This window comes from Oryzisolibacter propanilivorax (assembly GCF_900103645.1).
Classification (GTDB): domain Bacteria; phylum Pseudomonadota; class Gammaproteobacteria; order Burkholderiales; family Burkholderiaceae_C; genus Melaminivora; species Melaminivora propanilivorax.
Map to the genome: position 1 here is coordinate 237724 of NZ_FNHP01000006.1, position 23269 is coordinate 260992.

The 23269-nt window shown below is 71.3% G+C and carries 24 protein-coding genes; 9 read left to right on the plus strand and 15 right to left on the minus strand.

Going from position 1 to position 23269, the window contains the following annotated elements; genetic code table 11:
- Positions 1–104: 104 nt before the first annotated feature.
- Genes BLQ61_RS11780 through BLQ61_RS11795 form a run of 4 tightly spaced genes read right to left on the minus strand, consistent with a single transcriptional unit; the run spans position 105 to position 4992 of the window.
- A complete protein-coding gene (locus tag BLQ61_RS11780) occupies positions 105–983 on the minus strand; it encodes an ABC transporter ATP-binding protein (protein WP_091570392.1) in 879 nt (292 codons plus the stop codon).
- A gap of 9 nt (positions 984–992) precedes the next feature.
- The gene (locus tag BLQ61_RS11785) at positions 993–1802 is read right to left on the minus strand and encodes an ABC transporter permease (RefSeq protein WP_091570393.1); all 810 of its coding nucleotides are present in this window, start codon (positions 1800–1802) and stop codon (positions 993–995) included.
- Positions 1799–2821, minus strand: a complete 1023-nt coding sequence (locus tag BLQ61_RS11790) for an ABC transporter substrate-binding protein (protein WP_245704015.1) — start codon at positions 2819–2821, stop codon at positions 1799–1801. Before BLQ61_RS11790 ends, BLQ61_RS11785 begins: the two co-directional genes overlap by 4 nt.
- Positions 2822–2835: 14 nt before the next feature.
- Positions 2836–4992 (minus strand): TonB-dependent receptor family protein, encoded by a 2157-nt coding sequence (locus BLQ61_RS11795; protein ID WP_091570395.1) that lies wholly within the window; start codon positions 4990–4992, stop codon positions 2836–2838.
- 73 nt (positions 4993–5065) lie between these two features.
- On the opposite strand from BLQ61_RS11795, the gene BLQ61_RS11800 reads away from it, so the two are divergent.
- The 4 genes from BLQ61_RS11800 (at position 5066) to BLQ61_RS11815 (ending at position 8259) form a co-directional block, all read left to right on the plus strand.
- The gene (locus tag BLQ61_RS11800; protein WP_091570396.1) at positions 5066–5830 is read left to right on the plus strand and encodes a Crp/Fnr family transcriptional regulator; all 765 of its coding nucleotides are present in this window, start codon (positions 5066–5068) and stop codon (positions 5828–5830) included.
- Positions 5831–5923: 93 nt separating this feature from the next.
- Entirely contained in the window at positions 5924–6274 is a 351-nt protein-coding gene (locus BLQ61_RS11805; RefSeq protein WP_091570397.1) for a hypothetical protein, read from the plus strand.
- Positions 6275–6387: 113 nt separating this feature from the next.
- Positions 6388–6885, plus strand: a complete 498-nt coding sequence (locus tag BLQ61_RS11810) for a copper chaperone PCu(A)C (protein WP_091570398.1) — start codon at positions 6388–6390, stop codon at positions 6883–6885.
- 141 nt (positions 6886–7026) lie between these two features.
- On the plus strand, positions 7027–8259 hold the full coding sequence (locus BLQ61_RS11815; protein WP_091570401.1) for a multidrug effflux MFS transporter: 1233 nt from the start codon (positions 7027–7029) through the stop codon (positions 8257–8259).
- A 31-nt stretch (positions 8260–8290) separates the two neighbouring features.
- Here the strand turns inward: BLQ61_RS11815 and BLQ61_RS11820 are convergent, their stop codons facing one another.
- From BLQ61_RS11820 to orn, 4 genes are all read right to left on the minus strand, one after another.
- Entirely contained in the window at positions 8291–9766 is a 1476-nt protein-coding gene (locus tag BLQ61_RS11820; RefSeq protein WP_245704017.1) for a sensor domain-containing diguanylate cyclase, read from the minus strand.
- A 135-nt stretch (positions 9767–9901) separates the two neighbouring features.
- Positions 9902–11803 carry a DEAD/DEAH box helicase gene (locus BLQ61_RS11825; RefSeq protein WP_091570404.1) on the minus strand — a complete coding sequence of 634 codons (1902 nt, stop codon included), beginning with the start codon at positions 11801–11803 and terminating at the stop codon, positions 9902–9904.
- 286 nt (positions 11804–12089) lie between these two features.
- Positions 12090–13223: a branched-chain amino acid ABC transporter substrate-binding protein gene (locus tag BLQ61_RS11830; RefSeq protein WP_091570406.1), complete on the minus strand. Its 1134-nt coding sequence runs from the start codon at positions 13221–13223 to the stop codon at positions 12090–12092.
- An 88-nt stretch (positions 13224–13311) separates the two neighbouring features.
- Positions 13312–13917: an oligoribonuclease gene (orn, locus tag BLQ61_RS11835; RefSeq protein WP_091570408.1), complete on the minus strand. Its 606-nt coding sequence runs from the start codon at positions 13915–13917 to the stop codon at positions 13312–13314.
- A gap of 68 nt (positions 13918–13985) precedes the next feature.
- Here orn and BLQ61_RS11840 point away from each other — a divergent pair, with 68 nt between their 5' ends.
- The 3 genes from BLQ61_RS11840 to rsgA are packed head-to-tail and all read left to right on the plus strand — an operon-like array spanning position 13986 to position 16605.
- Complete coding sequence (locus BLQ61_RS11840; RefSeq protein ID WP_175488277.1) at positions 13986–15299, plus strand: M48 family metallopeptidase; 1314 nt, start codon at positions 13986–13988, stop codon at positions 15297–15299.
- Positions 15296–15658, plus strand: a complete 363-nt coding sequence (locus BLQ61_RS11845) for a 4a-hydroxytetrahydrobiopterin dehydratase (protein ID WP_091570411.1) — start codon at positions 15296–15298, stop codon at positions 15656–15658. Before BLQ61_RS11840 ends, BLQ61_RS11845 begins: the two co-directional genes overlap by 4 nt.
- On the plus strand, positions 15655–16605 hold the full coding sequence (gene rsgA, locus BLQ61_RS11850) for a ribosome small subunit-dependent GTPase A (RefSeq protein ID WP_091570414.1): 951 nt from the start codon (positions 15655–15657) through the stop codon (positions 16603–16605). The genes BLQ61_RS11845 and rsgA overlap by 4 nt, the downstream gene beginning before the upstream one ends.
- An 88-nt stretch (positions 16606–16693) precedes the next feature.
- On the opposite strand, the gene BLQ61_RS11855 is transcribed toward rsgA, so the two are convergent.
- From BLQ61_RS11855 to rpsP, 6 genes are all read right to left on the minus strand, one after another.
- On the minus strand, positions 16694–17683 hold the full coding sequence (locus BLQ61_RS11855) for a CobD/CbiB family protein (protein ID WP_091570586.1): 990 nt from the start codon (positions 17681–17683) through the stop codon (positions 16694–16696).
- A 56-nt stretch (positions 17684–17739) separates the two neighbouring features.
- Positions 17740–18429: a CoA pyrophosphatase gene (locus BLQ61_RS11860; protein ID WP_091570416.1), complete on the minus strand. Its 690-nt coding sequence runs from the start codon at positions 18427–18429 to the stop codon at positions 17740–17742.
- A 121-nt stretch (positions 18430–18550) separates the two neighbouring features.
- Complete coding sequence (gene rplS, locus BLQ61_RS11865) at positions 18551–18937, minus strand: 50S ribosomal protein L19 (protein WP_091570588.1); 387 nt, start codon at positions 18935–18937, stop codon at positions 18551–18553.
- A 161-nt stretch (positions 18938–19098) separates the two neighbouring features.
- The gene (gene trmD / locus BLQ61_RS11870; RefSeq protein WP_091570418.1) at positions 19099–19875 is read right to left on the minus strand and encodes a tRNA (guanosine(37)-N1)-methyltransferase TrmD; all 777 of its coding nucleotides are present in this window, start codon (positions 19873–19875) and stop codon (positions 19099–19101) included.
- Positions 19876–19896: 21 nt separating this feature from the next.
- Positions 19897–20472, minus strand: coding sequence for a ribosome maturation factor RimM (gene rimM, locus BLQ61_RS11875; RefSeq protein ID WP_091570420.1), 576 nt, complete (start codon positions 20470–20472; stop codon positions 19897–19899).
- 118 nt (positions 20473–20590) lie between these two features.
- The gene (rpsP, locus tag BLQ61_RS11880; protein WP_091570421.1) at positions 20591–20872 is read right to left on the minus strand and encodes a 30S ribosomal protein S16; all 282 of its coding nucleotides are present in this window, start codon (positions 20870–20872) and stop codon (positions 20591–20593) included.
- A 150-nt stretch (positions 20873–21022) separates the two neighbouring features.
- On the opposite strand from rpsP, the gene BLQ61_RS11885 reads away from it, so the two are divergent.
- Together BLQ61_RS11885 and BLQ61_RS11890 are read left to right on the plus strand one after the other, a co-directional pair.
- Positions 21023–21562 carry a GNAT family N-acetyltransferase gene (locus BLQ61_RS11885; RefSeq protein WP_091570422.1) on the plus strand — a complete coding sequence of 180 codons (540 nt, stop codon included), beginning with the start codon at positions 21023–21025 and terminating at the stop codon, positions 21560–21562.
- Positions 21563–21571: 9 nt separating this feature from the next.
- Positions 21572–22018, plus strand: coding sequence for an NINE protein (locus BLQ61_RS11890; protein ID WP_091570439.1), 447 nt, complete (start codon positions 21572–21574; stop codon positions 22016–22018).
- Between the two features lie 203 nt (positions 22019–22221).
- On the opposite strand, the gene BLQ61_RS11900 is transcribed toward BLQ61_RS11890, so the two are convergent.
- Entirely contained in the window at positions 22222–23232 is a 1011-nt protein-coding gene (locus tag BLQ61_RS11900) for an inorganic phosphate transporter (protein ID WP_091570444.1), read from the minus strand.
- Between the last annotated feature and the right edge of the window lie 37 nt (positions 23233–23269).

Sequence of the window (23269 nt, forward strand, 5' to 3'; positions counted from 1 at the left end):
GCCAAACCCCAGGCCCGGCCGGGCGCGCCCCCTCTGCCGCGTGCGGGAGAGGGCCAGGGTGAGGGTAGACGGCCTGCGCAGGTGTCCGTCCGGGCAGCGGCGCGTCAGCATTCATCCGCCATGCCGGCCGGCGTGGCCGCGCTGGCCGGGGCCGCCAGCCAGGCGCCCGCCACCTGCGCGGGCGGACGGGATCGGTCTTCCGCCTGCCCCTGCCCTGCCTCCAGCCGCGGCAGCCCGAACGCGGCGCGCACGGCGGGGTGCTGCTGCAGCTCGGCGGCGCAGTGGTGTACCAGCGCCTCGCCGCGGGTGCGCGCCGCGCCGGGTGGGGCGTAGCGCGCGACGATGCGCCCGGGCGCGGCGGCCAGCACCAGCACCTCGTCGGCCAGGCGCACGGCCTCCATCAGGTCGTGGGTGATGAGCAGCACCGCCATGCCGGTGTCGGCCTGGCGCGCCAGCAGCAGCCGGTGCAGCTGGCCGCGCAGGCCCACGTCGAGGGCCGAGAACGGCTCGTCCATCAGCAGCAGCGCCGGCTGCAGCACCAGCGCGCGCGCCAGCGCGGCGCGGCTTTGCATGCCGCCGGACAGCTCCGCCGGGTACTGCGCCAGGGCCTCGGCCGGCAGCTCCAGCTGCAGCGCCGCCGCGCGGGCGCGGGCGTGGCGCTCGGCTTTTCCCACGCCGCGCGCCTTCAGGCCCAGGGCGATGTTGTCCAGCGTGGACATCCAGGGCAGCAGGCGTGGCTGCTGGAACATCACCGCCGCCGGCGCGAAAGGCTGCTCGATGCGGCCCTGCTGCGGCGCCAGCAGGCCGGCGCACAGGTGCAGCAGCGTGGTCTTGCCGCAGCCCGACGGGCCGATCAGCGCCACCACGCGGCCGGCGGGCACCTCCAGGTCGATGGGCTGCAGCACCTCGGTCGGGCCATAGGCGTGGCGCAGGCCGCGCACGCGCAGGGTGTCGGGGCTGGGGCGATCGGCGTCAGTCGGCATGGCAGGGTTTCATCCGTGCGCCGGCGTGCCAGCGCCGGCCTGGCGCCAGCGCTCCAGCTCGCGCTTGACGGGTTCCAGCAGCGCATATTCCAGCACCAGCAGACTGCCGACCACGGCGCCGATCCAGGCCAGCGACGCGGCGGTGTCCAGGTGCGCGCGCGTCACCGCCAGCGCCGCGCCCACGCCGTCGCTGGTGGCCAGCAGCTCGGCCATGACGGCCACCTTCCACGACGAGCCCAGGGCGGTGATCCACGCCGGGAACAGGTAGGCCGCGACGTGCGGCAGGTACAGGTCGAGCAGCCGCATGCGCCACGGCAGGCGGTAGGCGCGCGCCATGTCCTTCAGGTGATGGTCCAGCGTGCGCGTGCCCTGCAGCGCGCCGATGAACACCACCGGCAGGCAGGCGACGAACACCGTGAAAACGGGCGTGCCGTCGCCCGCGCCGAACCAGAGCATGGCCAGCACCAGCCAGGCAATCGGCGGCATGCCCAGCAGCAGCGTGACCCAGGGGCGCGCCATCATCGCCGCGGTCATCGACAGCCCGGCCAGCAATCCCAGCGCGCTGCCGACGCTGACCGCCAGCGCCAAGCCGGCCAGCGCGCGGCGCGCGGTGGTAGCCAGTTCGGTCCAGGCGCTGCCGGCCGCGATCAGGCCGCGCAGCGTGGCCAGGGTGTCCAGCGGCGTGGGCAGGATCAGCGGGCCGTAGAGGCCCGCGCCCAGCTCCCACAGCGCGACGAACAGCAGCAGGCTGGCGGCCGCGCCCCAGCCGCTCCAGACATAGGCCGGCAGGCCGCGCAGCCATCGCGCCAGCAGCTTCATGCGGCGCCGGCGTAGTAGAACGCCGCGTCCGGCAGGCGCCCGCCAACCAGCGCCGCATCGCGCGCCAGCAGCTGCTGGAAAAAGAATTCCAGCTCGGGCCGGGCGGCCTGCGCCGGCACGGCCTCCAGGTGGCTGGCGCCGATGGCGCCGGCCACGGCGTCCGGCGTCAGCTGGCCGATGCGCGCGGCCACCATGCGCCCGCACTCCTGCGGGTGCGCGCGGCACCAGGCCAGCGACGCGGCATGCGCCTGTTGCACGGCGGCCAGCACGTCGGCACGTGCGCGCACCGTGCCCACGGCGGCGATACCGGCCTGCGGGATGCGCGGCGCGCGCTGGAACACCCGGCCCCACTCCTGCTGCAGGTCGGCCCCACGGTGCAGCTGCGGCGCCACCAGGCTCACCGGCAGCGTCTGCGCACGCTGCAGCGCCATGGAGATCGCCGGCTCGCCCAGCAGCGCATGGTCGACGCGGCGCGTCAGCAGCAGCTGCAGCGCCTCCATCGGCGTGGGCACGTAGCGCACGCGCAGGTCGCGGCGCACGTCCAGGCCCTGCTTGGCGGCCAGCAGCTGCAGCAGCAGGTCGGGCATGTCGCCCCGGAACGGCACCGCCACCTCCTGGCCGCGGTAGTCGGCCAGGGTGGTGCGCCCGGCGTCGCGCGTGACGATCCACAGCGAGCCCCAGGTGGAGATCGTCAACAGCGCCACGCCGGCGCCGCGGTTGTGCAGGTTGGCCGCGACGTTGCTCGGCATGGCCAGCACGTCGGCCTTGCCACCCAGCGCCATCACGCGCAGCTGGTCGGGGTCGCGCCAGGCAGTGAATTCGGTCTGCGCGGCGACGCCGGCCAGCGCCTGGGTCTCGGCCATGTGGATCAGCGGCGCCGAGACCAGCGCTGGCGGGCCGGACAGCACGATGCGCGGCAGCGGCGCTGCGGTGGCAGCGGCATGCGCGGGGCGCAGCGCGGGGGTGGCCAGCGCCAGGGCGCCAGCGGCGCGCAGCACGGCGCGGCGGGTGGAGGGCATGGATGCGGTCATGGTCAGAAGCGGTAGCTGAGGCCGGCCGAGACGCTGCGCCCCAGGCCCGGCAGGTAGCCCGGCTGCGCGGCGCTGGCCTGGTTGCGGATGGCAAAAGCGCTGGCGTAGCGGCGGTCGGTGACGTTGTCGGCCAGCACGAAGGCGCTCCACGGGCCCTGGCGGTATTCGACCTTGAGGCCCAGCAGCGCATAGGCGTCCTGCCCGCTGCCGGGGGTGTTGGCGTGGTCGGTGGGCGTGGAAAGCGGCATCCAGCGCAGGTTCGGGCCGAAGCGCCAGGTGCCGCTGCCCGCGGCCACGCGCCACAGCAGTTCGGCGTTCAGCAGGTGGCGCGGCACGCCGGCGATGCGGTTGCCGGCGTAGAGGCCGTCCTTGAACCGGAAATCGCTCACCGTCCACGAGCCGCGCCAGTCCAGCGCGCCCATGCTGCCCAATGGCCAGCTGCCCGACAGGCCGGCCTCGATGCCCTGGTGACGCGTGCCGCCGGCGTAGTTGTAGGTGCCGACCTTGACGCCGTTCTCGTCGGTAGTGCTCATCAGCTCGTCGGCCACGTGGCTGCGGTACACGGCCAACTGCCAGTGCAGGGCGCGCGCGCCCTCGCCCCAGTGGCCGGCACCGCCGACCTCGGCGGTGGTGGCGCGCTGCAGGCGCAGGCGCACCAGCTCGCTGCGCGCGGCAGCCGGCGCATTGGGCGCGACGGTGGCTGCGACGATCTCCCAGAACGTGGGCGCCTCCTGGCTGCGGCTGAGGTTAGCCCACCAGCGCACGCTGCTGGCCGGCGTCCAAACCACGCCGATCTTCGGCGTGGAGAACGACCACTGCTGGTCCAGCGCGCTGCCGTCCTGGCGGCTGTCCGAGTCGCGGCTCTGGCGGCTCCAAGCCCATTGGCCGACCAGTGTCCAGGCCGGCGCCAGGCGCCAGTCGGCGCCTGCCTGGGCCTGCAGGTTGTCGGCGCTCAGGTCATAGGCGCCGAAGCGCTGCAGCGGCGCGCCGGTGGCCGGGCTGGTGGCGTCCAGGTCGCGGTCCATGCGGCTGCGGGCCCACGACAGGCCGGCGCGCCAGGCCAGGGGGCCGCCGGTGTCGCCGCGGGCCTGCCACTGGGCGCCGGTGGTGCGGCTGTGGGTGATGCTGTAGCTGGTCTGGTTGTTGAACAAGTCGTCGGTGTCCTGCCAGTACACGCCCACTTCCTGACGCAGCGCGTCGCTGCCCCAGCGGGCGCGGTTGGCCAGGCGCCACTGGCGCGCCTCGCGGCGCGGGTCGCGCTGCAGCACGTTGATCAGCTTGTCCTGCGGCGTGTTGCCCTCGCCCATCACGCCGCGCGGGTTGCTGTGCACGCGCTCCTTGGGCACCACGGTGGGGATGTCGAAGTCCAGATCCGTCCATGACAGGTAGGTGCGGTTCTCCAGCCCGTTGCCGACCTGGAAGCCCCAGTTGGCGTGCAGCGCGTCGCGCCGCGAGGCCGAGTGGTGCCGATAGCCGTCGAAGCGGTCGCCGCTGACGGCGATGCGCCCGTCCCACTGCGCGCCCTGCAGGCCCAGGGCGCCGTGCAGCGCCTGGCGGCCGAAGCTGCCGGCCTCGGCACGCACGGCGGCGCGCTCGTCGGCGCCGGTGAGCGACTGGAAGTCCAGCTCGCCACCCAGCGTGGTGGCGCCGGGCGACAGGGTGTTGGCGCCGCGCCGGGCGCTGATGAGGGCGGCGCTGCGCGGCTCGATCAGGCCGATGACGAAGGAGCCGTCGGCCTCGTTCAGCGGCAGGCCGTCCTGCAGCAGCAGCACGCCGCGGTTCACCGGGTTGCTCTGGATGCCCGAGCCGCGGACCGACAGGCGCGGCTGGTCGGTGGCGCCGAAGAAGTCCTGCAGCACGATGCCGGGCTGGTAGTCCAGCGCATCGCGCAGCGTGGCCAGGCGGGCCTCTTGCTGCGGCAGCGCCAGGTTGGTGCCGCCGGGCACGCGCTCCAGCCGCTCGCGCTCGGCCTGCACCGACGGGCGCAGCGGCGCGCTGGCGGCGGCGGCATCGGCACTGTCCGCACGCACGGTGACGGCGGGCAACTGCGCCGCGCCGGACTGTGCCAGCGCGCCCCAGGGCGCCAGCATGCCTGCCAGGGACAGCACCAGCGCACGCGCCGGCAGGGGACAACGGGAGGAAGGGGGAAGGGAGGACATGCAGCGGCTCGCCATACAATAAATGCAACTAATTCTTATTCGTGAGCATGCCAGCATTGAACGGGAATCCGGAATGACTTTTATCAATGCGCCCGGGACAGGTGTTGCGTGCGCGCCGCGCGCCGCCGGCGCACCGCCTGCGCCTGCCGCACATGCCGCCGCGCTGGCGCTGCTGGCCGGCAACCGGCTGCTGCAGGGCACGCCGGCGGCGGCGCTGGACGCGCTGGCGCGCCAGGCGCTGCTGCGCAGCCACGGCGACGGGCAGGTGCTGTTCCACGAAGGCGAGGCCGCCAGCCACTGCCTGCTGGTCGAGCGCGGCGCGATCGAGGTGCTGCGCTACGCCGCCTGTGGCGACGAGCGCATGCTGCATCGCTTCGGCGTGGGCGAGCTGGTGGCCGAGGCGGCGATGTTCATGCCGCACGGCCTGTACCCGATGACGGCGCGCGCGCACGGCGCCGCACGCGTCTGGCGCCTGCCGCGCGCGGCGCTGCGCGGCGCCTGCGAGGCGCACCCGGCGCTGGCGCTGCGCCTGCTGGAAGCGCTGAGCCAGCGCCTGTACCGGCGCGTGAACGAGGTCGAGTGGCTCACGGCCAGCAGCGCGCCGCAGCGCCTGGCGGCCTACCTGCTGGCGCAGCACGGCGTGCAGGGCGACGAGGTGCAGCTGCCGACCAGCCAGCGCCAGCTGGCAGCGCAGCTGGGCATCCGCGCCGAGACGCTGAACCGGCTGCTGGCGCAGTGGCAGGCGCAGGGCTGGATCGCCGGGGAAAAACGCCGCTGGCAGCTGGGCGACGCGGCGCGGCTGCGCCAGCTGGCCGAGCCGGGCGCGCGCGCCTTCTGAAGCCGGCGCGGCGCTGGCACAGCGGCGGCGCCGCACGGATTCAGAAAAGCGCGTCTGCATCCGCGCTGCGCCACATGCCGATAATCGGCCGCCATGTCCGTCCTGCACTGCCCTCCCCGGCTGGCCCGCCTGCTGCTGGCGTGCTTTGCGCTGGCGCTGGGCGTGGCCTCGGCCGCGCCGCTGGTGCAGGCCCCGGCGCTGCAGCAGCTGTGCAGCGCAGCGGGCGAAGTGCGCTGGGCACCGGATGACGGGCCGGGCGCGCCCGCGTCGGCGCACGCGCTGGAATGTGCGCTGTGCCTGCCGCCGCTGTTGCCGGCCCCACCGCCGTGGCTGACGCCGGCGGTGCATGCCGCCCCGCAGCCGGTTGCCGCGCCGGCCCACTGTCCGGCACGGGTGGCGCAGCTCAGCCGCGCGCCCTTCCCACCGCGCGCGCCGCCAGCCTGAAGCTGCAGTCCCATCGGCCGGCCAGCGCGCGCCCTCGCCCGTTGCCAGGCCCGCGGGCGCCGCGCCCTGCGGCGCCTGCCCGCCCTTCCTGATTTTTGCGAGAGATTGCTTCCATGACCATTTCCAAGACCCCCCTGCTGCGCAGCCTGGCCCTGGCCGCCACCCTGGTCGCCGCCGGCGCCGCCCATGCCCAGGTGCAGGTGCAGGACGCCTGGGTGCGTGCCGCCGTGCCGCAGCAAAAGGCCACCGGCGCTTTCATGCGCCTGACCTCGGCGCAGGACGCGCGCCTGGTGTCGACCAGCAGCCCGGTCGCCGGCATCGCCGAGGTGCACGAGATGAAGCTCGAGGGCGACGTGATGAGGATGCGCGCCGTGCCGGCGCTGGACCTGCCCGCCGGCAAGGCCGTCGAGCTCAAGCCCGGCGGCTACCACATCATGCTGCTGGACCTGAAGCAGCCCGTGGCCGCCGGCGCCAGTGTGCCCTTGTCGCTGGTCGTCGAAGGCCGGGACGGCCAGCGCCAGACGCTGCAGGTCAGCGCCCCGGTGCGCGCCCTGGGCGCCGCTACCGGTCATGACGCAGGCGGACACGGCGCGCATGGCATGCGCCATTGATCTGACCGTTTTAGGCCAATGGCCCTTATGGATAAAGGGCCTGCAGCTATTTATAAGATAGCAAAAATGCCGGTCGGCGGCAACGCCGGCACGGCATCTCGCGGATAATCGCCGGCCCTATCGTCCTGCCCTTTCCTGCCCATGCACTCTCCAGCTTCCGACCTGTGGCGCGGCCCCCGCTGGGCCCTGGCCGTGCTGCTGGCGCTACTGGGCATGGTGGGGCCGTTCTCCATCGACACCTACCTGCCGGCGTTCGGCGCCATCGCCGCCTCGCTGCAGGCCACGCCGGTGGAGATGCAGCAGACGCTGTCGGCCTACCTGTTCGGCTTCGCCTTCATGACGCTGTTCCACGGCTCGCTGTCCGACGGCTTCGGGCGCCGGCCGGTGGTGCTGTGGGGCCTGGCCATCTTCACCCTGGCCTCGGCCGGCTGCGCGCTGGCGCAGAGCATCGGCCAGCTGGTGCTCTTCCGCGCGCTGCAGGGACTGTCGGCAGGCGCCGGCATCGTCGTCTCGCGTGCCGTCATCCGCGACATCTACCCGCCGGCGCAGGCCCAGCAGGTCATGAGCCAGGTGACCATCTTCTTCGGCGTGGCGCCGGCGATCGCGCCCATGGTCGGCGGCTGGCTGTCGGCGCACCTGAACTGGCACAGCGTGTTCTGGTTCCTCACCGCCGTGGGCGTGGCGCTGTGGCTGGCCAACTGGCGCCTGCTGCCCGAGTCGCTGCCGCCGGCGGCACGCCAGCCGCTGCGCATGGGCCACCTGCTGCGCGGGTACTTCGAGCTGATCACCAGCGCGCGCTTCCTGCTGCTGGCGCTGGCCAGCGGCGTGCCCTTCAACGGCATGTTTCTGTACGTGCTGTCGGCGCCGGCCTTCCTGGGCGACCTGCTGCACCTGGCGCCGACGCAGTTCTTCTGGTTTTTCCTGCTGAACATCGCCGGCATCATGGGCGGGGCCTGGTTCAGCGGGCGCCTGGCCGGGCGCATCGCGCCGAAGCGCCAGATCCGCCACGGCTTCGTGATCATGCTGGCCATGGGCCTGCTGAACCTGGCGCTGAACCTGGTGTTCGGCACGCCACCGCTGCTGCTGGCCATGCTGCCGATCGCGGTATTTTCCTTCGGCTGGGCGCTGATGGTGCCGGTGGTCACGCTGCTGGTGCTGGATCTGTACCCGCACCGGCGCGGCATGGCCTCGTCGCTGCAGGCCTTCGTCGGCTCCACGGCCAACGGGCTGGTGGCCGGCGTGGTGGCGCCGCTGGTCATGCACTCGACGCGCTGGCTGGCGTTTGGCTCGCTGGCGATGCTGTGCGTGGGATTGTTTTCCTGGGTCTGGCTGCACCACCGCTGGCCCGAGATCGGGCGCGTGGCGCAGGGCTGATGCGCCCGCCCGCCGGCACTGGGCTGGCGGCTCAGCCGCCGCGCCCGCGCCGCTCGACGCCGCGGTCGGCGTAGTAGCGCGCCTTGTGCGCGTACATGGCGTGATCCGCCTGGTGCACCGCCGCCTCCAACTGGTCGCCAGCGTGCGCCACCGCGCTGCCGATGGACAGGCTGAGCGCCTGGCCCGGATAGAACTGGTTGTTCAGCTCCTGCAGCGACAGCAGCCGCTCGGCCATGGCGTGCACGGCACGCTCGTCGCCGCCGCCGGGCAGCAGGATGCAGAACTCGTCGCCGCCGATGCGCGCGGCGCAGGCCGGCGGGTCCACCGCCTTGCCCAGCACCTCGCCGGCGCGGCGCAGCAGGGCGTCGCCGGCGGCATGGCCCTGCTCGTCGTTGACCACCTTCAGGCCGTTCAGGTCGACCACCAGCACGCCCAGCGGCCAGGGCCCCTTGCGCGACAGGCGGTTCAGCTCCTCGACGTAGTAGGCGCGGTTGCGCAGGCCGGTCAGCACGTCGTGCTTGCCCAGGTATTCCAGGTAGGCCTCGGCCTTCTTGCGCGCCGAAATGTCCACCAGCGAGACCAGTACCCTGCTCCAGTCGTGCTCGTGGCCCGGCAGCACGGCGAACTGCATGTGCATGTGCAGCGTCTCGCCCGCCAGGGTGTAGTTCACCACCTCGCGCTGCTGGAACAGCTGGCCGGCCCACAGGTCCAGCAGGCCCTCCTGGAACGAATCGCGCATCTCGTCGCGGAACATCGAGTGCACGCCGTCCACCAGCTGCGCCTTGCTGCCGGCCCCGAAGATGCGCAGGGTGAGCTGGTTCACGTCCAGGATGCGGATCTCGCGCATGCACTGGTCGACGAACTCCGGGTGCACTTTCAGGAAGGTCTTGAAATCCTCGATGCCGCGCGCACGCAGGTCGCCCAACAGGCGATGCACCTGGCTGAAGTCCTCAACCCACAGCGACACCGGCGAATGCTCGAACAGGCCGCGCGCGTACTGCTCGCTGCGCTGCAGCTGGCGCTGCGCCTCCCGCTCGCGCGTGTTGTCCTCCAGCGAGACCAGCACCCGGTCCCATTCCTTTTCGTGCCCGGGCAGGATGCGCACGCGGATGTGCACGTCCAGGCGCCGGCCGTCCAGCGCGTAGTTCACGGTCTGGTTGGAATACTCCAGCTCGCCGCGCCACAGCGGCTCGACCTCGCCGATGGCATGCTCCAGCATGTCGCCACGGAACACCTGGCCGAGCGCGGCCTCCAGCGCCGACTGGTCGTGCGCGCCGAGCAGCTCCAGCGTGCGCCGGTTCACGCGCAGCACGCGGATGGCGGCGCCGTAGTCGGCCAGGCGTTCAGGGTGGCGGCGCAGGAATTCACCCACGTCAGTCACGCCGTCGGCGCGCCAGCGCTCGAACAGCGCGCGCACCGCACTGTAGTCTTCCAGCCACAGCGAGACGGGGGCCAGTTCGAACATGTGTTCGAAGTCGGCGTGGGAAGACGGGTCGGCACGGTCCATGGATCACCTCGTGGGGAGTGCCGCATTATCCGGGCCGGCGCGCGCAACAAAAAAGCCAGCCCGCGGCAAGGCGGGCTGGCTGGGCAAGGCCGGGGGCCGCAAGGGTGCGCACGGCGCACCCGCGACCAAGGTCGATCAGCGGACCGGGCGCTCGTTGCGACGCGGCGCGCCGTCGCCCCGCGGAGCGTACGGGCGGCCGGCGCCCTGCGGCTTGGCGAAGGCCGGCTTGGCCGGACGGGCGAAGTCGCCACGACCGAAGTCGCTGCGCGGGGCGTCGCCGAAGCCGCCCTTGCGGCCATAGCCGCCCTCGTCGCGGCGCGGGCCGTGGCCGTGCGGCGCGTGGCCACGGGCGCCACCGCCGAAGCCCTCGCGGGCCGGGCCACGCGCACCGCGTGCGTCGAAGTCCTGGCGCGGTGCGCCGCGCTGGTCGTCGAAACGCGGATCGAAGCGCTGCTGCTCGCCGGCATGGCCGAAGCGGTTGCCAGCGCCATGGCCGCCGAAGCCGCCGCGGTCGCCGCGGCCGCCGAAGCGCTCGCCGCCGCGCCCGCGTGCACCGCCCGCTCCCCGGCCGTTGCCGCCGAAGTCGCCGCGCCCGCCCTGCGGGAAGCGCTGCGTCGGCTCCAGGCCGGCGATCACCTCGGGCTTGAACGGCTGGCGGCTGTAGCCTTCGATGTCGAAGATGCGTCGGCGGTCGCGGAACTCGGCGAACGTCACCGCCAGGCCCTGGCGGCCGGCGCGGCCGGTACGGCCGATGCGGTGCGTGTAGTCCTCGGCCTTCATCGGCAGGCCGTAGTTGAAGACGTGGGTGATGGTCGGCACGTCGATGCCGCGCGCGGCCACGTCGGTCGCCACCAGGATCTGCACCTGGCCGTTGCGCAGCGCCATCAGGCGGCGGTTGCGCAGGCCCTGGCTCAGCGCGCCGTGCAGCGCCACGGCAGAAAAGCCCGCCTGCTGCAGCTCGCCGGCCAGGCCGTCGCACTCGATCTGGGTGCTGGCGAAGACGATGGCTTGGTCGATGCCGGTGTCGCGCAGCCAGTGGTCCAGCAGCTTGCGCTTGTGCTCGGCGCTGTCGGCCCAGTACAGCATCTGCTTGATGTTGGCGTGCTTTTCCTGCGGCGTGTCGATCTGGATCTTCTTCACGCCGGCGCCGCCGTCGTGCATCACGCGCATGGCCAGCTGCTGGATGCGCGGCGCGAAGGTGGCGCTGAACATCATGGTCTGCTTGCGCGCGGCCGTGAGCTCGTTGATCTCGGCCAGGTCGTCGGAGAAGCCCAGATCGAGCATGCGGTCGGCCTCGTCCACCACCAGGAACTGCACCTGGTCGAGCTTGATCTGCATCGAGCGCTGCAGGTCCAGCAGGCGGCCGGGCGTGGCCACCACCAGGTTGGCGTTCTGCAGGCGGGCGATTTGCACCTGGTAGGGCATGCCGCCGACCACGTTGGCGATGCGCAGGCCCTTGCAATGCTTGACCAGCTCGATGGCGTCGTGCGCCACCTGCTGCGCCAGCTCGCGCGTCGGGCACAGCACCAGGGCGCCAGGGGTGGCGGCCTTGAAGTTGCGCGGGTGCGTGGGGTTCTTGCGCTTGGCGCGCTTCGGCCCGGCCTCGCCGCGCGCGGCGGCTTCGGCAGCGGCACGCTCGTACTCGGCGCGGGCCTCGGCCTCGGCCTCGGCCTGCTGCTGCAGCAAGGTGTGCAGCACCGGCAGCAGGAAGGCGGCGGTCTTGCCGCTGCCGGTCTGGCTGGAGACCATCAGGTCGATGGCGCGGCCGTCCTCGGTACCGGTGCCCATGGCCAGGGGAATGGCCTGGTCCTGCACGGCGGTGGGCTGGGTATAGCCCAGGTCGTGCACGGCCTGGACGAGCTCGGGCGCCAGGCCCAGGCGCACGAAGCCTTCGGGCAGCGCGGCGACGGGAGCGGCTTCGGGAGTTTCAGTGGCTTGCACGGCCTCGGGCGCGACGACGGCAACGTCGGCGGCAGCGGACAGCAAGGAAGAATCGGCAGGCGCGGCGTGGCCCTGCACAGGCAGTTGGTCAGTCATGGATTTTCAGCGGACAACGAGCGCCGCAGGCGCTACCTGCGGGGGTCTCGTCGATGGTTACAAGACATCAACCATCAAACGAAACCGGGGCCGTAGCGGACGGCCCGGGTGGGCATTCAGTTTGCAAGGAGCGCCGCGCTGCCGAGAGATGGAGCGGGTGGCGTGCAAGCCCGTGAGTGAAGGGAGATGCGCAAAAAAAGCTGCACCACCCATCTCGGAGCGGTGCAGCCGCGCATTATCGCACGGACCGGGTTTTCCCGCATGCCGTGCGTGGGTACTGCGTGCCTCAGTAGCTGGCCAGCGGCTTGGCCTTGCCGCCCTCGAACGTCATGACCACCACCGGCGCCTTCACGCGGTTGCCCTTGTCGTCATAGGCGTATTCGCCCATCACGCCCTTGTAGGGGTGCTGGTGCAGCCACGCGCCGACCTTGTTCGGGTCGGTGCTGCCGGCCTTTTCCATGGCCTGGCCGAGGTTCATGACCTGGTCGTAGTAGAACGGGCCGTACACGTCGGGCGCCTGACCGTAGCGCTGCTTGAACTTGTCCTGGAAGGTCTTGGCGCCGGCGTCGCCATCCACCAGCATGCCGGCGTAGGCGCAATACACGGCGCCGTCCACCGCGTCGCCGCCCAGCTTGGGCATCTCCGGGCTGCACAGGGTGTCGCCGCCCAGCAGCTTGGCATTGATGCCCAGCTGCTTGATCTGGCGCGCCATCGGCGCGGCCTGCGGCGCGTAGCCGCCGTAGAAGATGGCGTCGGGCTGCTTGGCCTTGATGTTGGTGAGGATGGCCATGAAATCGGTGGCCTTGTCGGTGGTGAACTCGCGCCCGACCACAGCCAGCCCCAGCTTTTGCGCCTCGCGCGCGAACTCGTCGGCCAGGCCCTGGCCGAAGGCGGTGCGGTCGTCGATCACGGCCACTTTCTTGGCCTTCAGATCCTTGGCGGCATAAGTGGCCATGTTGGCGCCGGCCTGCACGTCGCTGGCGACGATGCGGAACAGGTTCTTGTAGCCGGCCTGGGTGATCTTCGGGTTGGTGCCGACGGTGGACACCAGCGTGCCGCCGTTGTCGTACACGCGCGAGGCGGGGATCGTCACGCCCGAGCAGTACGGGCCCATGACGTAGCGCACGCCGGTGTCGACGAACTTCTGCGCTACCGCCACGCCCGTCTTGGCGTCGCACTGGTCGTCCTCGGACACCACCTCGAACTTCAGCGTCTTGCCGCCAACCTTGATCTTGCGCGCGTTCAGTTCCTCGACCGCCAGGCGCACGCCGTTGTCGTTGTCGCGCCCGGCGAAGGTGTTGGGGCCGGACAGCGGGCCGCTGTGGCCGATCTTGACGACCTGCTCCTGCGCAAGGGCGGTGCCGGCGCAGGCCAGCAGCACAGCGCTGGCCAGGGTGGTGCGGTAGAGGAAATGTGGCATGCGAAAGTCTCCGTTATGGATGCCGGGCAGGCATGGGCCGGTAGGCCCGCCTGCGCGGCGCTGCCGCCCGGATGTGGGCGGCCGGGCGTCATTCTGCAGCAGCAGGCGGGAGCGCCAGGAAATGCGTGCGGTAGTGCGCCAGCTCGTCGATGGACTCGTACACGTCGGCCAGCGCCGTGTGCTTCTGCGCCTTCTTGAAGCTGCTGTAGGCCTCGGGCTTCCAGCGCTTGGCCAGCTCCTTCAGAGTGCTCACGTCCAGGTTGCGGTAGTGGAAGAACGCCTCCAGCTTGGGCATGTAGCGCACCAGGAAGCGCCGGTCCTGGCTGATACTGTTGCCGCACATCAGCGCCTTGCCCTTGGGCACGTAGCGCTTCAGGAAGGCGATCAGCTCGGCCTCGGCCTGGGCTTCGGTCACGCTGGAGGCGCGCACCTTCTCGATCAGGCCGCTGCGGCCGTGCGTGCCCTTGTTCCACGCATCCATGCCGTTCAGCACGTCGTCGCTCTGGTGGATCACGAACACCGGGCCCTCGATGCGCGGCGCGAGCTCGGGGCCGGTGACGACCACGGCGATCTCCAGCAGGCGCTCCTTGTCGGGGTCCAGGCCGGACATTTCGCAGTCCAGCCAGACCAGGTTCAGGTCGGATTTGGCGAGGGTGGGGGCAGGCGTCGGGGTGGCGGTGGCGGTATCAGGCATCCGGGCGATTTTCGCCGATGCCATGCCGCCCTGCCGGCCATTGGCTGCGCCTCTAAACTTGCACGGCCATGCCGTCCCTGCTCTCGCCCTCGCTGCTCCTGACCTACGCCTTCGCCGCCGCGCTCGTGCTTGGGCTGGTGCTGAAGATGTGGCTGGCCTCGCGCCAGATCCGCCATGTGGCGCGCCACCGCGGCGCGGTGCCGCCGGCCTTTGCCGCGCGCATCCCGCTGGCCGCGCATCAGAAGGCCGCCGACTACACGCTCGCCCGCGCGCGCTTCGGCCTGCTGCAGCTGGCCTTTGCCAGCGCCGTGCTGCTGGGCTGGACGCTGCTGGGCGGGCTGGATGCACTGAACCAGGCGCTGCTGGCCTGGCTGGGAGGCGGCATGTGGCAGCAGCTGGCGCTGCTGGCGGCGTTCGCGCTGTTCAATGGCCTGCTGGAGCTGCCCGCGCAGCTGTACCAGACCTTCGTGCTGGAGCAGCGCTTCGGCTTCAACCAGATGACGTGGCGCCTGTGGCTGGCCGACCTGGGGCGCTCCACCCTGGTGGGCGCGCTGATCGGCCTGCCGCTGGCGGCGCTGGTGCTGTGGCTGATGCACGCCACCGGCCCGCTGTGGTGGCTGTGGGCCTGGGGCACGTGGACCACGTTCAACCTGCTGCTGATGGTGGTCTACCCGCTGTGGATCGCGCCGCTGTTCAACCGCTTCCAGCCGCTCCAGGACGAGGCCTTGCGCGCGCGCGTGGCGGCGCTGATGCAGCGCTGCGGCTTCACCGCGCGCGGCCTGTACGTCATGGACGGCAGTCGGCGCAGTGCGCACGCCAACGCCTACTTCACGGGCTTCGGCGCTGCCAAGCGGGTGGTGTTCTACGACACCCTGCTCAAGCAGCTGACGGGCGATGAGGTCGAGGCGGTGCTGGCGCACGAACTGGGGCACTTCCACCACCGGCACATCACGCGGCGCATGGCGGGCCTGTTCGCACTTAGTCTGGCCGGCTTCGCGCTGCTGGGCTGGCTGTCCACGCGCGGCTGGTTCTACACCGGCCTGGGCGTGGTGCCGAACTTGAATCTGGACGGCTCGGCGCCGAACGATGCGCTGGCGCTGCTGCTGTTCCTGCTGGCCGCGCCGGTGTTTTCCGTGTTCGTCACGCCGCTGATGGCGCGCCTGTCGCGCCGGCACGAGTTCCAGGCCGACGCCTATGCCTGCACGCAGGCCGATGGCGGCCAGTTGGCCTCGGCGCTGCTCAAGCTGTACGAGGACAACGCCTCCACCTTGACGCCGGACCCGGTGTACGCGCGCTTTTATTACTCCCACCCCCCGGCGACCGAGCGACTGGCACGCTTGCCCGCCGCTCCCGTCCCCATTGCCACCCCTGCCCTGTCATGATCGCTGCCACCCCTTCCATGTTTCCGAAGCAAGACTGGTCGGCCACGCGCCGGCACGCATTGACCGCGACGCAGGTCGTCGGCCAGCTGGCGCAACTGCCCGGCTGGCGCCTGTCGGGCGACGGCGCCGACGTCGCCATCGAGAAAACCTTCACGTTCGCCAATTACCACGAGACCATGGCCTTCGTGAACGCGGTGGCCTTCATCGCCCACGCGCAGGACCACCACCCCGACCTGTCGGTGCACTACGGCCGCTGCACGGTGCGGCTGAACACGCACGACGTGGGCGGCATCTCCGCCACCGACATCGACTGCGCCGCGCGCATCGACGCGCTGCTGGCGCCGGGCGCGCCTGCATGAACGCCGAGCACGAGGGCCTGGTGGTAGCCAGCCACGGCCGCCACTGCGTGGTCGAGACCGCGGATGGCGAGCGCCGCATCTGCCACCCGCGCGGCAAGAAAAGCCAGGCGGTGGTCGGCGACCGCGTGCGCTGGCGCGCCGCCGCGCCAGGACAGGGCGACGAGGGCACGATCGAGCAGGTGCTGGCGCGGCGCAACCTGTTCTACCGCCAGGACGAGGTGCGCACCAAGTCGTTCGCCGCCAACCTGGACCAGGTGCTGGTGCTGATCGCCGCCGAGCCGGTGTTCTCGGAAAGCCAGCTGGTGCGCGCGCTGATCGCCTGCGAGGCGGCGCACATCCCGGCGCTGATCGCGCTGAACAAGAGCGACCTGGTCGAGCCCTTCGCGCGCGCCTGGGAGCGGCTGTGGCCCTACCGGCACATGGGCGGCGACGGCCAGGCGGCGCACCACTACGGCGTGCTGCCGCTGTCGCTGACGCAGTCCGGCGACGTGGACCGCGAGGCGCTGCTGCCGCTGCTGCAGGGCAAGACGACGCTGGTGCTGGGTCCCTCGGGCGCGGGCAAGAGCACGTTGGTCAACCTGCTGGTGCCGCAGGCGAAGGCGCAGACGGGCGAGATCTCGCAGGCGCTGAACTCGGGCCGGCACACCACCACCAGCACCCAGCTGTACTGGATCGACGACGAACGGCGCACGGCGCTGATCGACTCGCCGGGCTTCCAGGAATTCGGTCTGCGCCACTTGGTGCCGAGCGACCTGGCGCGCTGCATGCCGGACATCGCCGCACACGCCGGCGAGTGCCGCTTCTACAACTGCACCCACCTGCACGAGCCGGGCTGCGCGGTGCTGGCGCACGTCGGCAGCGATGCGCGCACGCCCGGCGCCATCAGCGCGCAGCGCCACCGTATCTACGGCGAGCTGTTCGACGAGCTCAGCCAGAGCCGCTACTGAACGCCAGCCTGCAGCGTTTTCAAGCCAAATCGGGCGATTGTCCTGACCAACAAAGGGCCTGCAGCTATTGAAAACATAGCAAAAGCCCTCAGCCCAGCAACCGCGCCAGGGTCAGCAGCGCCAGCAGCAGCAGCCATACCACCACCGAGCGCCAGACCAGTCCGACCACGCTGCGCAGGTGGCCCACCTCGGGCTCGCGCCCCGGCGTGGTGCCACTGTCGCCCAGCGCCGCGCCGGCCTCGAAGCCGGGGCTGACCAGGCCATCGCCTCCGGCCGCGCTGCGCAACGCCTCGCCACCCAGGCGCACGTTCAGCGCGCCGGCGGTGGCCGCCAGGATCACGCCGTCGTTGTCGTTCGGAAAGCGCTGCGCGTGGAAGCGCCAGCCCTCGATGGCCTCCTCGAAGCTGCCGACCACCGCGAAGCACAGCGCCGTCAGGCGCGCCGGCAGCCAGTCGATCACTGTCCAGGCCTGCGCGGCCACCGCCTGCAGCGCGGCACTGGCCGGGTGCGCGGTGGCGGTGCGCGGCGCCCAGTAGCGTGCGACGAACTCGGCCAGCCGGTACAGCACCGCCCCGGCCGGGCCCAGCCCCAGCGCGGCGCCGACCGAGTACCAGGCCAGCACGCCGAAGACGTGCCGGTGCGCGGCGATCACCGAATACTCGATGACGTGGCGCACCACCTCGCTGCGCGGCAGCTCGCTGGCGTCCACTTGCCGCCACTGCGCCAGGCGCGCGCGCGCCGCGGCCGCGTCGCCGTCCTCCAGCGCATCGCGGATGCCGGTGAAGTGGTGGCTGAACTGGCGAAAGCCCAGGGTGACGTAGAGCACCGCCACGCTCCACACCAACGCCAGGGGCCAGCCGATGAAGTAGGTCAGTGCTGCGTGCACCGCCAGCACCAGCACCGCCGGCAGCAGCACGCCCAGGCACCAGGCCAACCAGGCATGCGCGGGCGTGCCGGCGTCGAAGCTGCGGTTGACAGACAGCGCCCAGGCACGCAGCCCGGCGTGGATCGGGTTGCTGCGCGCCAGCGGCCGCGCCTGCTCAATCAGGAGGGCCAACAGGATGGCGAAGAAGCTCATGCGGCCGATCATAGCGGTGCGACTTTTGGGCCGGCGCCGCCCGGCCCTACTCGCGTTCAGGCGCGCAGAAAGCGGTACAGGTTGCGCAGCATGCCGGCGGTGGCGCCCCAGATGAAGCGCGTGGTGGCGCCCTCCTGCCAGGGCATGGCGAACCATTCGCGCTGCTGGTCGCCCCAGCGCAGCAGGTGGCGCTGGTGGTGCGCCGGATCGAGCAAATAGTCCAACGGCACCTCGAACACGTCGGCCACCTCGTGCGGATTCGGCGTGAGCGGCGCGTCCGGGCGCACCAGCCCGACCACCGGGGTGATGACGAAAGCGGTGCCGGTCACGTAGGTCGGCAGCGGGCCGAGCACCTCGACCGCGCCAGGGTCCAGGCCGACCTCCTCGTGCGCCTCGCGCAGCGCGGTGGCGATGGCGTCGCGGTCCTCGGGATCGGTGCGCCCACCGGGAAACGCCACCTGGCCGGAATGCGTGGACAGGTGCGCCGTGCGCTCGGTCAGCAGCACTGTCGGGCGCGCGTGCAGCACGATGGGCACCAGCACTGCCGCCCGCGCCGGTGTGCGGCCGGTAACGAACTGCGGCTCGCGCCGGATCTCGGGCGTCCAGGGCGGCGGTGCGGCGAAGCGCCGGCGCAGCGCCTCGGGCTGCTGGGCGGCAGGCGGCACCGGCGGCAGGTGCGCGTCCACGCCGACGACGGGCACGGTGCGTGGGTCGAACGCGGGCAGGCTGGGGGGCAGCGGCGGCATCGAAGGAGAAGAAAACGGTCAGGGCGCCGGCAGCGGGCGCACAAAAAGAAAAACCGCCACAGGCCGGGGCACTGTAGCGGTTTCGTTCCAGCGGCGCTGCGCGCCGCCAGAGACTGCTGCTTTACGCGGCTTCGGTCTGGGCGACCTTGACGCGCGAAGGCAGCTTTTCCTTGATGCGGGCCGACTTGCCGCTGCGGCCGCGCAGGTAGTACAGCTTGGCACGGCGCACGTCGCCGCGGCGCTTGACCTCGACGCCGGCGATCAGCGGGCTGTAGGTCTGGAAGGTGCGCTCGACACCTTCGCCGCTGGAGATCTTGCGCACCGTGAAGGCGCTGTTCAGGCCGCGGTTGCGCTTGGCGATGACCACGCCTTCGTAGGCCTGGACGCGTTTGCGCGAGCCTTCGACCACATTCACGCTGACGATCACGGTGTCGCCGGGGGCAAAGGACGGGACCTTTTTGTTCAAGCGGGCGATTTCTTCCTGCTCGAGGGTCTGGATGAGGTTCATGGTTGCACTCGCATCGATCATGTCCGCGCCATGATTGGCATGCGGCGCCCCGATTGGCGCCTGTGGGCTGTGCGGCTCGAAAGCGTGGTGCGCAGCGGCCGGATAGAGGATCGAAAAGCCCGCCATTATAGCCCGGCGGCGCAAAATGCCTGCAAGGGCGCTCAGCCGGCCCCGCCCGCAAGCGGCAGCTGCGCCAGGAACGCCTCGTCGGCGCGGCCGAGCGCGCCCTGCGCGCGCGCCTGGGCCAGCAGGTCAGGGCGGTGGCGCGCGGTGATCGCCAGGCGCTGCTCGCGCCGCCAGCGCTCGATCTGCGCGTGGTGGCCGGACAGCAGCGCAGGCGGTGCGGCCTCGCCCTGCCACACCTCGGGGCGGGTGTAGTGCGGGCAGTCCAGCAGACCGTCCAGCGCCGGGTTGAAGCTGTCGAGCTGGTGGCTGCCGGCGTCGTGCAGCACGCCGGGCTGCAGCCGCGCCACGGCGTCCAGCAGCGCCATGGCAGCGATCTCGCCGCCCGACAGCACGAAGTCGCCCAGGCTGATCTGCACGTCCACGTGCCGGTCGATGAAGCGCTGGTCCACGCCCTCGTAACGGCCGCACAGCAGGATGGCGCCGGTGCTGCCGGCCCAGGCCTGCACGCCCGCGTGATCGAGCCGCTGGCCGATGGGCGAGAACAGCACCAGTGGCGCCTGCCCCTCGGGGCCCTCAGAGCGCGCCGCGCGGATGGCCGCCAGGCAGCGCGCCAGCGGCTCGGCCAGCATGACCATGCCGGGCCCGCCGCCGAACGGCCGATCGTCCACGCGGCGGTAGTTGCCCTCGGCGTGGTCGCGCGGGTTCCACAGCCGCACCTCGACCTGGCCCGAGGCGTAGGCACGCCGCGTCACGCCGCTGGCCAGCAGCGGCGCGAACAGCTCCGGGAACAGGGTGATGATGTCGAAGCGCATGCGCGGTCGCGGCCCGAAGGCTCAGAAGTCGGGCTGCCAGTCCACGGTGATGCGTTTTCCGGCCAGGTCCACTTGGTCGACGAAGGCCGAGACGAAGGGGATCATGCGCTCGTGCGGCTTGCCGCCCTCCTCGTACTGCAGCACCAGCGTGGTTTGCGGGCCGGTGGGCAGCAGCTCGCGCACCACGCCCAGGGGCACGCCCTCGCGGTTCACCACCTCCAGGCCGATCAGGTCGACCCAGTAGAACTCGTCCTCGCCCTGCGTCTGCGGGAAGGCCGAGCGAGGCACGAACACGCGCGCGCCGCGCAGCGCCTCGGCGGCGTCGCGGTCGTCCACGCCCTGCGCCCAGGCGACGACGGCGTCCGAGTGCACGCGCGACTGGCGGATCTCCAGCGCCACCGTGCCGGTGAAAAAGCTTTTGGCACCGCGCTCGGCCGGTTGCAGCAGCCAGCTGCGCGCGCCCAGCAGCGCCTCGGGCTGGCTGCTGTAGGGCAGCACCTTGAGCCAGCCCTTGACGCCCCAGGCATCGGTGATGCGGCCGACCTCGACGGCATCAGGCGGCAGTTCGGCGGCAGGCAGCACGGGCAGGTTGGGCATGGACGGTCAGAGAAAGGGGAAACGAAGCGCCTCAGGCGAGTGTCGGGCGGAGAAACGAAAAAGGCGAGCCGGGCCGGTCGTCCCGGTCCCGCTCGCCTTCAGGCGCTATTGCGGCGTATCAGGCAGCAGCAGCTTCGGCGGCAGCCGCTGCGGGCTGCTGCTGAGCGGCCTGCTTGAACAGACGCTCCACGGTGGGAGACGCCTGGGCGCCGACGCTCTTCCAGTAGGTCACGCGGTCCTGCGCGACGCGCAGGGCTTCCTCGCCGCCCTTGGCCGAGGGGTTGTAGAAGCCCAGGCGCTCGATGAAGCGGCCATCGCGGCGCACGCGCTTGTCGGCGACGACGATGTTGAAGAAGGGACGGCCCTTGGAGCCGCCGCGCGAGAGTCGAATCACGACCATGATGAATCCTTCGGGTGGTTGCGGCCTACAAGTGACAATGCACCGCACGGGCCGCGGCGTTCTTGCCGCGTTTGAGACACGCGACTGGCCACCCGGCCAGCGACACGCAGCAAAGCCCGCGATTATATCCCCAACCGTGTGCTTGGTTCCATGCCCCTCATCCGCCCCAGTCGCGATGCCGACCTGCCGGCCATCGCCGCCCTATATGCCCACCATGTGCTGCACGGCACCGGCACCTTCGAGACCGAGCCGCCCACGGCGGCCGAGATGGCAGCGCGCCGCGCCGAGGTGCTGGCGCGCGGCCTGCCCTGGCTGGTGGCCGAGGACCAGGCACAGGGTACGCTGCTGGGCTTTGCCTATTGCAACTGGTTCAAGCCGCGCCCGGCCTACCGCTTCTGCGCCGAGGACTCGGTGTACGTGCTGGATGCGGCGCGCGGGCGTGGCATCGGCGGGCGGTTGCTGCAAGCGCTGGCCGAAGAGGCCGAGGCGCGCGGCGTGCGCAAGCTGCTGGCGGTGATAGGCGACTCGGCCAACGCCGGCTCGATCGGCGTGCACCGCGCCGCCGGATTCACCCAGGCGGGCGTGCTGCGCTCAGCGGGATGGAAGCTGGGCGCCTGGCGCGACGTGGTGTTGATGGAGAAAGCCCTGGGTCCGGGCGACACCACGCCACCCGACGGACCCGGCCAATAATCGGCGCCCATGAAAAACAAGACTGTGGCCGCCTGGCTGGCCTTTCTCGGCGGCCCGCTGGGCCTGCACCGCTTCTACCTGCACGGACTGGGCGACATCGTCGGCTGGCTGCTGCCGCTGCCCACCGCGCTGGGCGTCTATGGCATCGAGCGCGTGCAGCAGTGGGGCGTGGACGACCACCTGAGCTGGCTGCTGATCCCGCTGCTGGGCTTCACCATCGCCGGCTGCGCGCTGCGCGCCATCCTGTACGGCCTGATGACACCCGAGCGCTGGAACGCCCGCTTCAACCCCCGGGCCGAGCCCGACGCCGCCCCGGGCCGCACCGGCTGGCCCACCATCTTCGCCATCGCCCTGGCGCTGATGGTGGGCACCGCCGTGCTGATGGCCAGCCTGGCCTTCAGCTTCCAGCGCTACTTCGAGTACCAGATTGAGGAGGCGCGCAAGATCTCTCAATGAAATACGGCCGAAATCCATAAAGGACGCAGGCCTTTAGCTATCTAAAAAATAGCATCCAGCGCAACCGTCGAGACGGACCCCCCGTCATGCCAGCGGACGCCGTGGATCTGACTTTGCCAGTCCACCAGCGTCGTCCCCCTTCCCGACGCGCGCAGCGCGGCGAGAGAAGGGGGAAGCCGCGCAGCGGCTCAGGGGGTTGTTCTCTAGTACAACTGCAAACTGACCCAGTACGCGATGGCGGCGACGAAGGCGCTGGCCGGGATGGTCAGGATCCACGCCCAGACGATGTTGCCCGCCACGCCCCAGCGCACGGCGCTGGCGCGCTGCGTGGAGCCCACGCCGACGATGGCGCCGGTGATGGTGTGCGTGGTCGAGACCGGGATGCCCAGGGCGGTGGCGATGAACAGCGTCATGGCGCCGCCGGTCTCGGCGCAGAAGCCCCCGACGGGTTTGAGCTTGGTGATCTTCTGGCCCATGGTCTTCACGATGCGCCAGCCGCCGAACATCGTGCCCAGGCCGATGGCCGCGTAGCACGAGATGATGGCCCAGGTGGGCGGCGCGCCGTCGCTGGCCGACGAGTAGCCGGTGGCGATCAGCAGCAGCCAGATGATGCCGATGGTCTTTTGCGCATCGTTGCCGCCGTGGCCCAGGCTGTAGGCGCCGGCCGAGACCAGCTGCAGCCGGCGGAACCACTTGTCGATGCGGCTCGGGCGCATGCGCCGGAAGGTCCAGGCCACGGCGACCATCATCAGCGAGCCGAGCAAGAAGCCCAGCACCGGCGAGATGAAGATGAAAGCCACCGTCTTCAGGATGCCGCTGGCCACCAGCGCGCCGGAGCCGGCCTTGGCGATCACCGCGCCGACGATGCCGCCGATCAGCGCGTGCGAGCTGCTGCTGGGGATGCCGTAGTACCAGGTGATGACGTTCCAGGTGATGGCGCCGACCAGCGCGCCGAAGATGACGTGCGTGTCGACCACGCCCGGGTCGACGATGCCCTTGCCTATCGTCGCCGCCACGCTCAGGTGGAAGACGAAGATGGCGACGAAGTTGAAAAACGCCGCGAACACCACGGCCTGCGTGGGTTTGAGCACGCCCGTGGAGACCACGGTGGCGATCGAGTTGGCGGCGTCGTGGAACCCGTTCATGAAGTCGAACAGGATGGCCAGCGCCACCAGCAGTGCGACGACCCACAGGGCGGTTTGCATGGTTTCCATGGGAAGGGGGCTGAACCGGGCGGCGGTGGCGCCGACC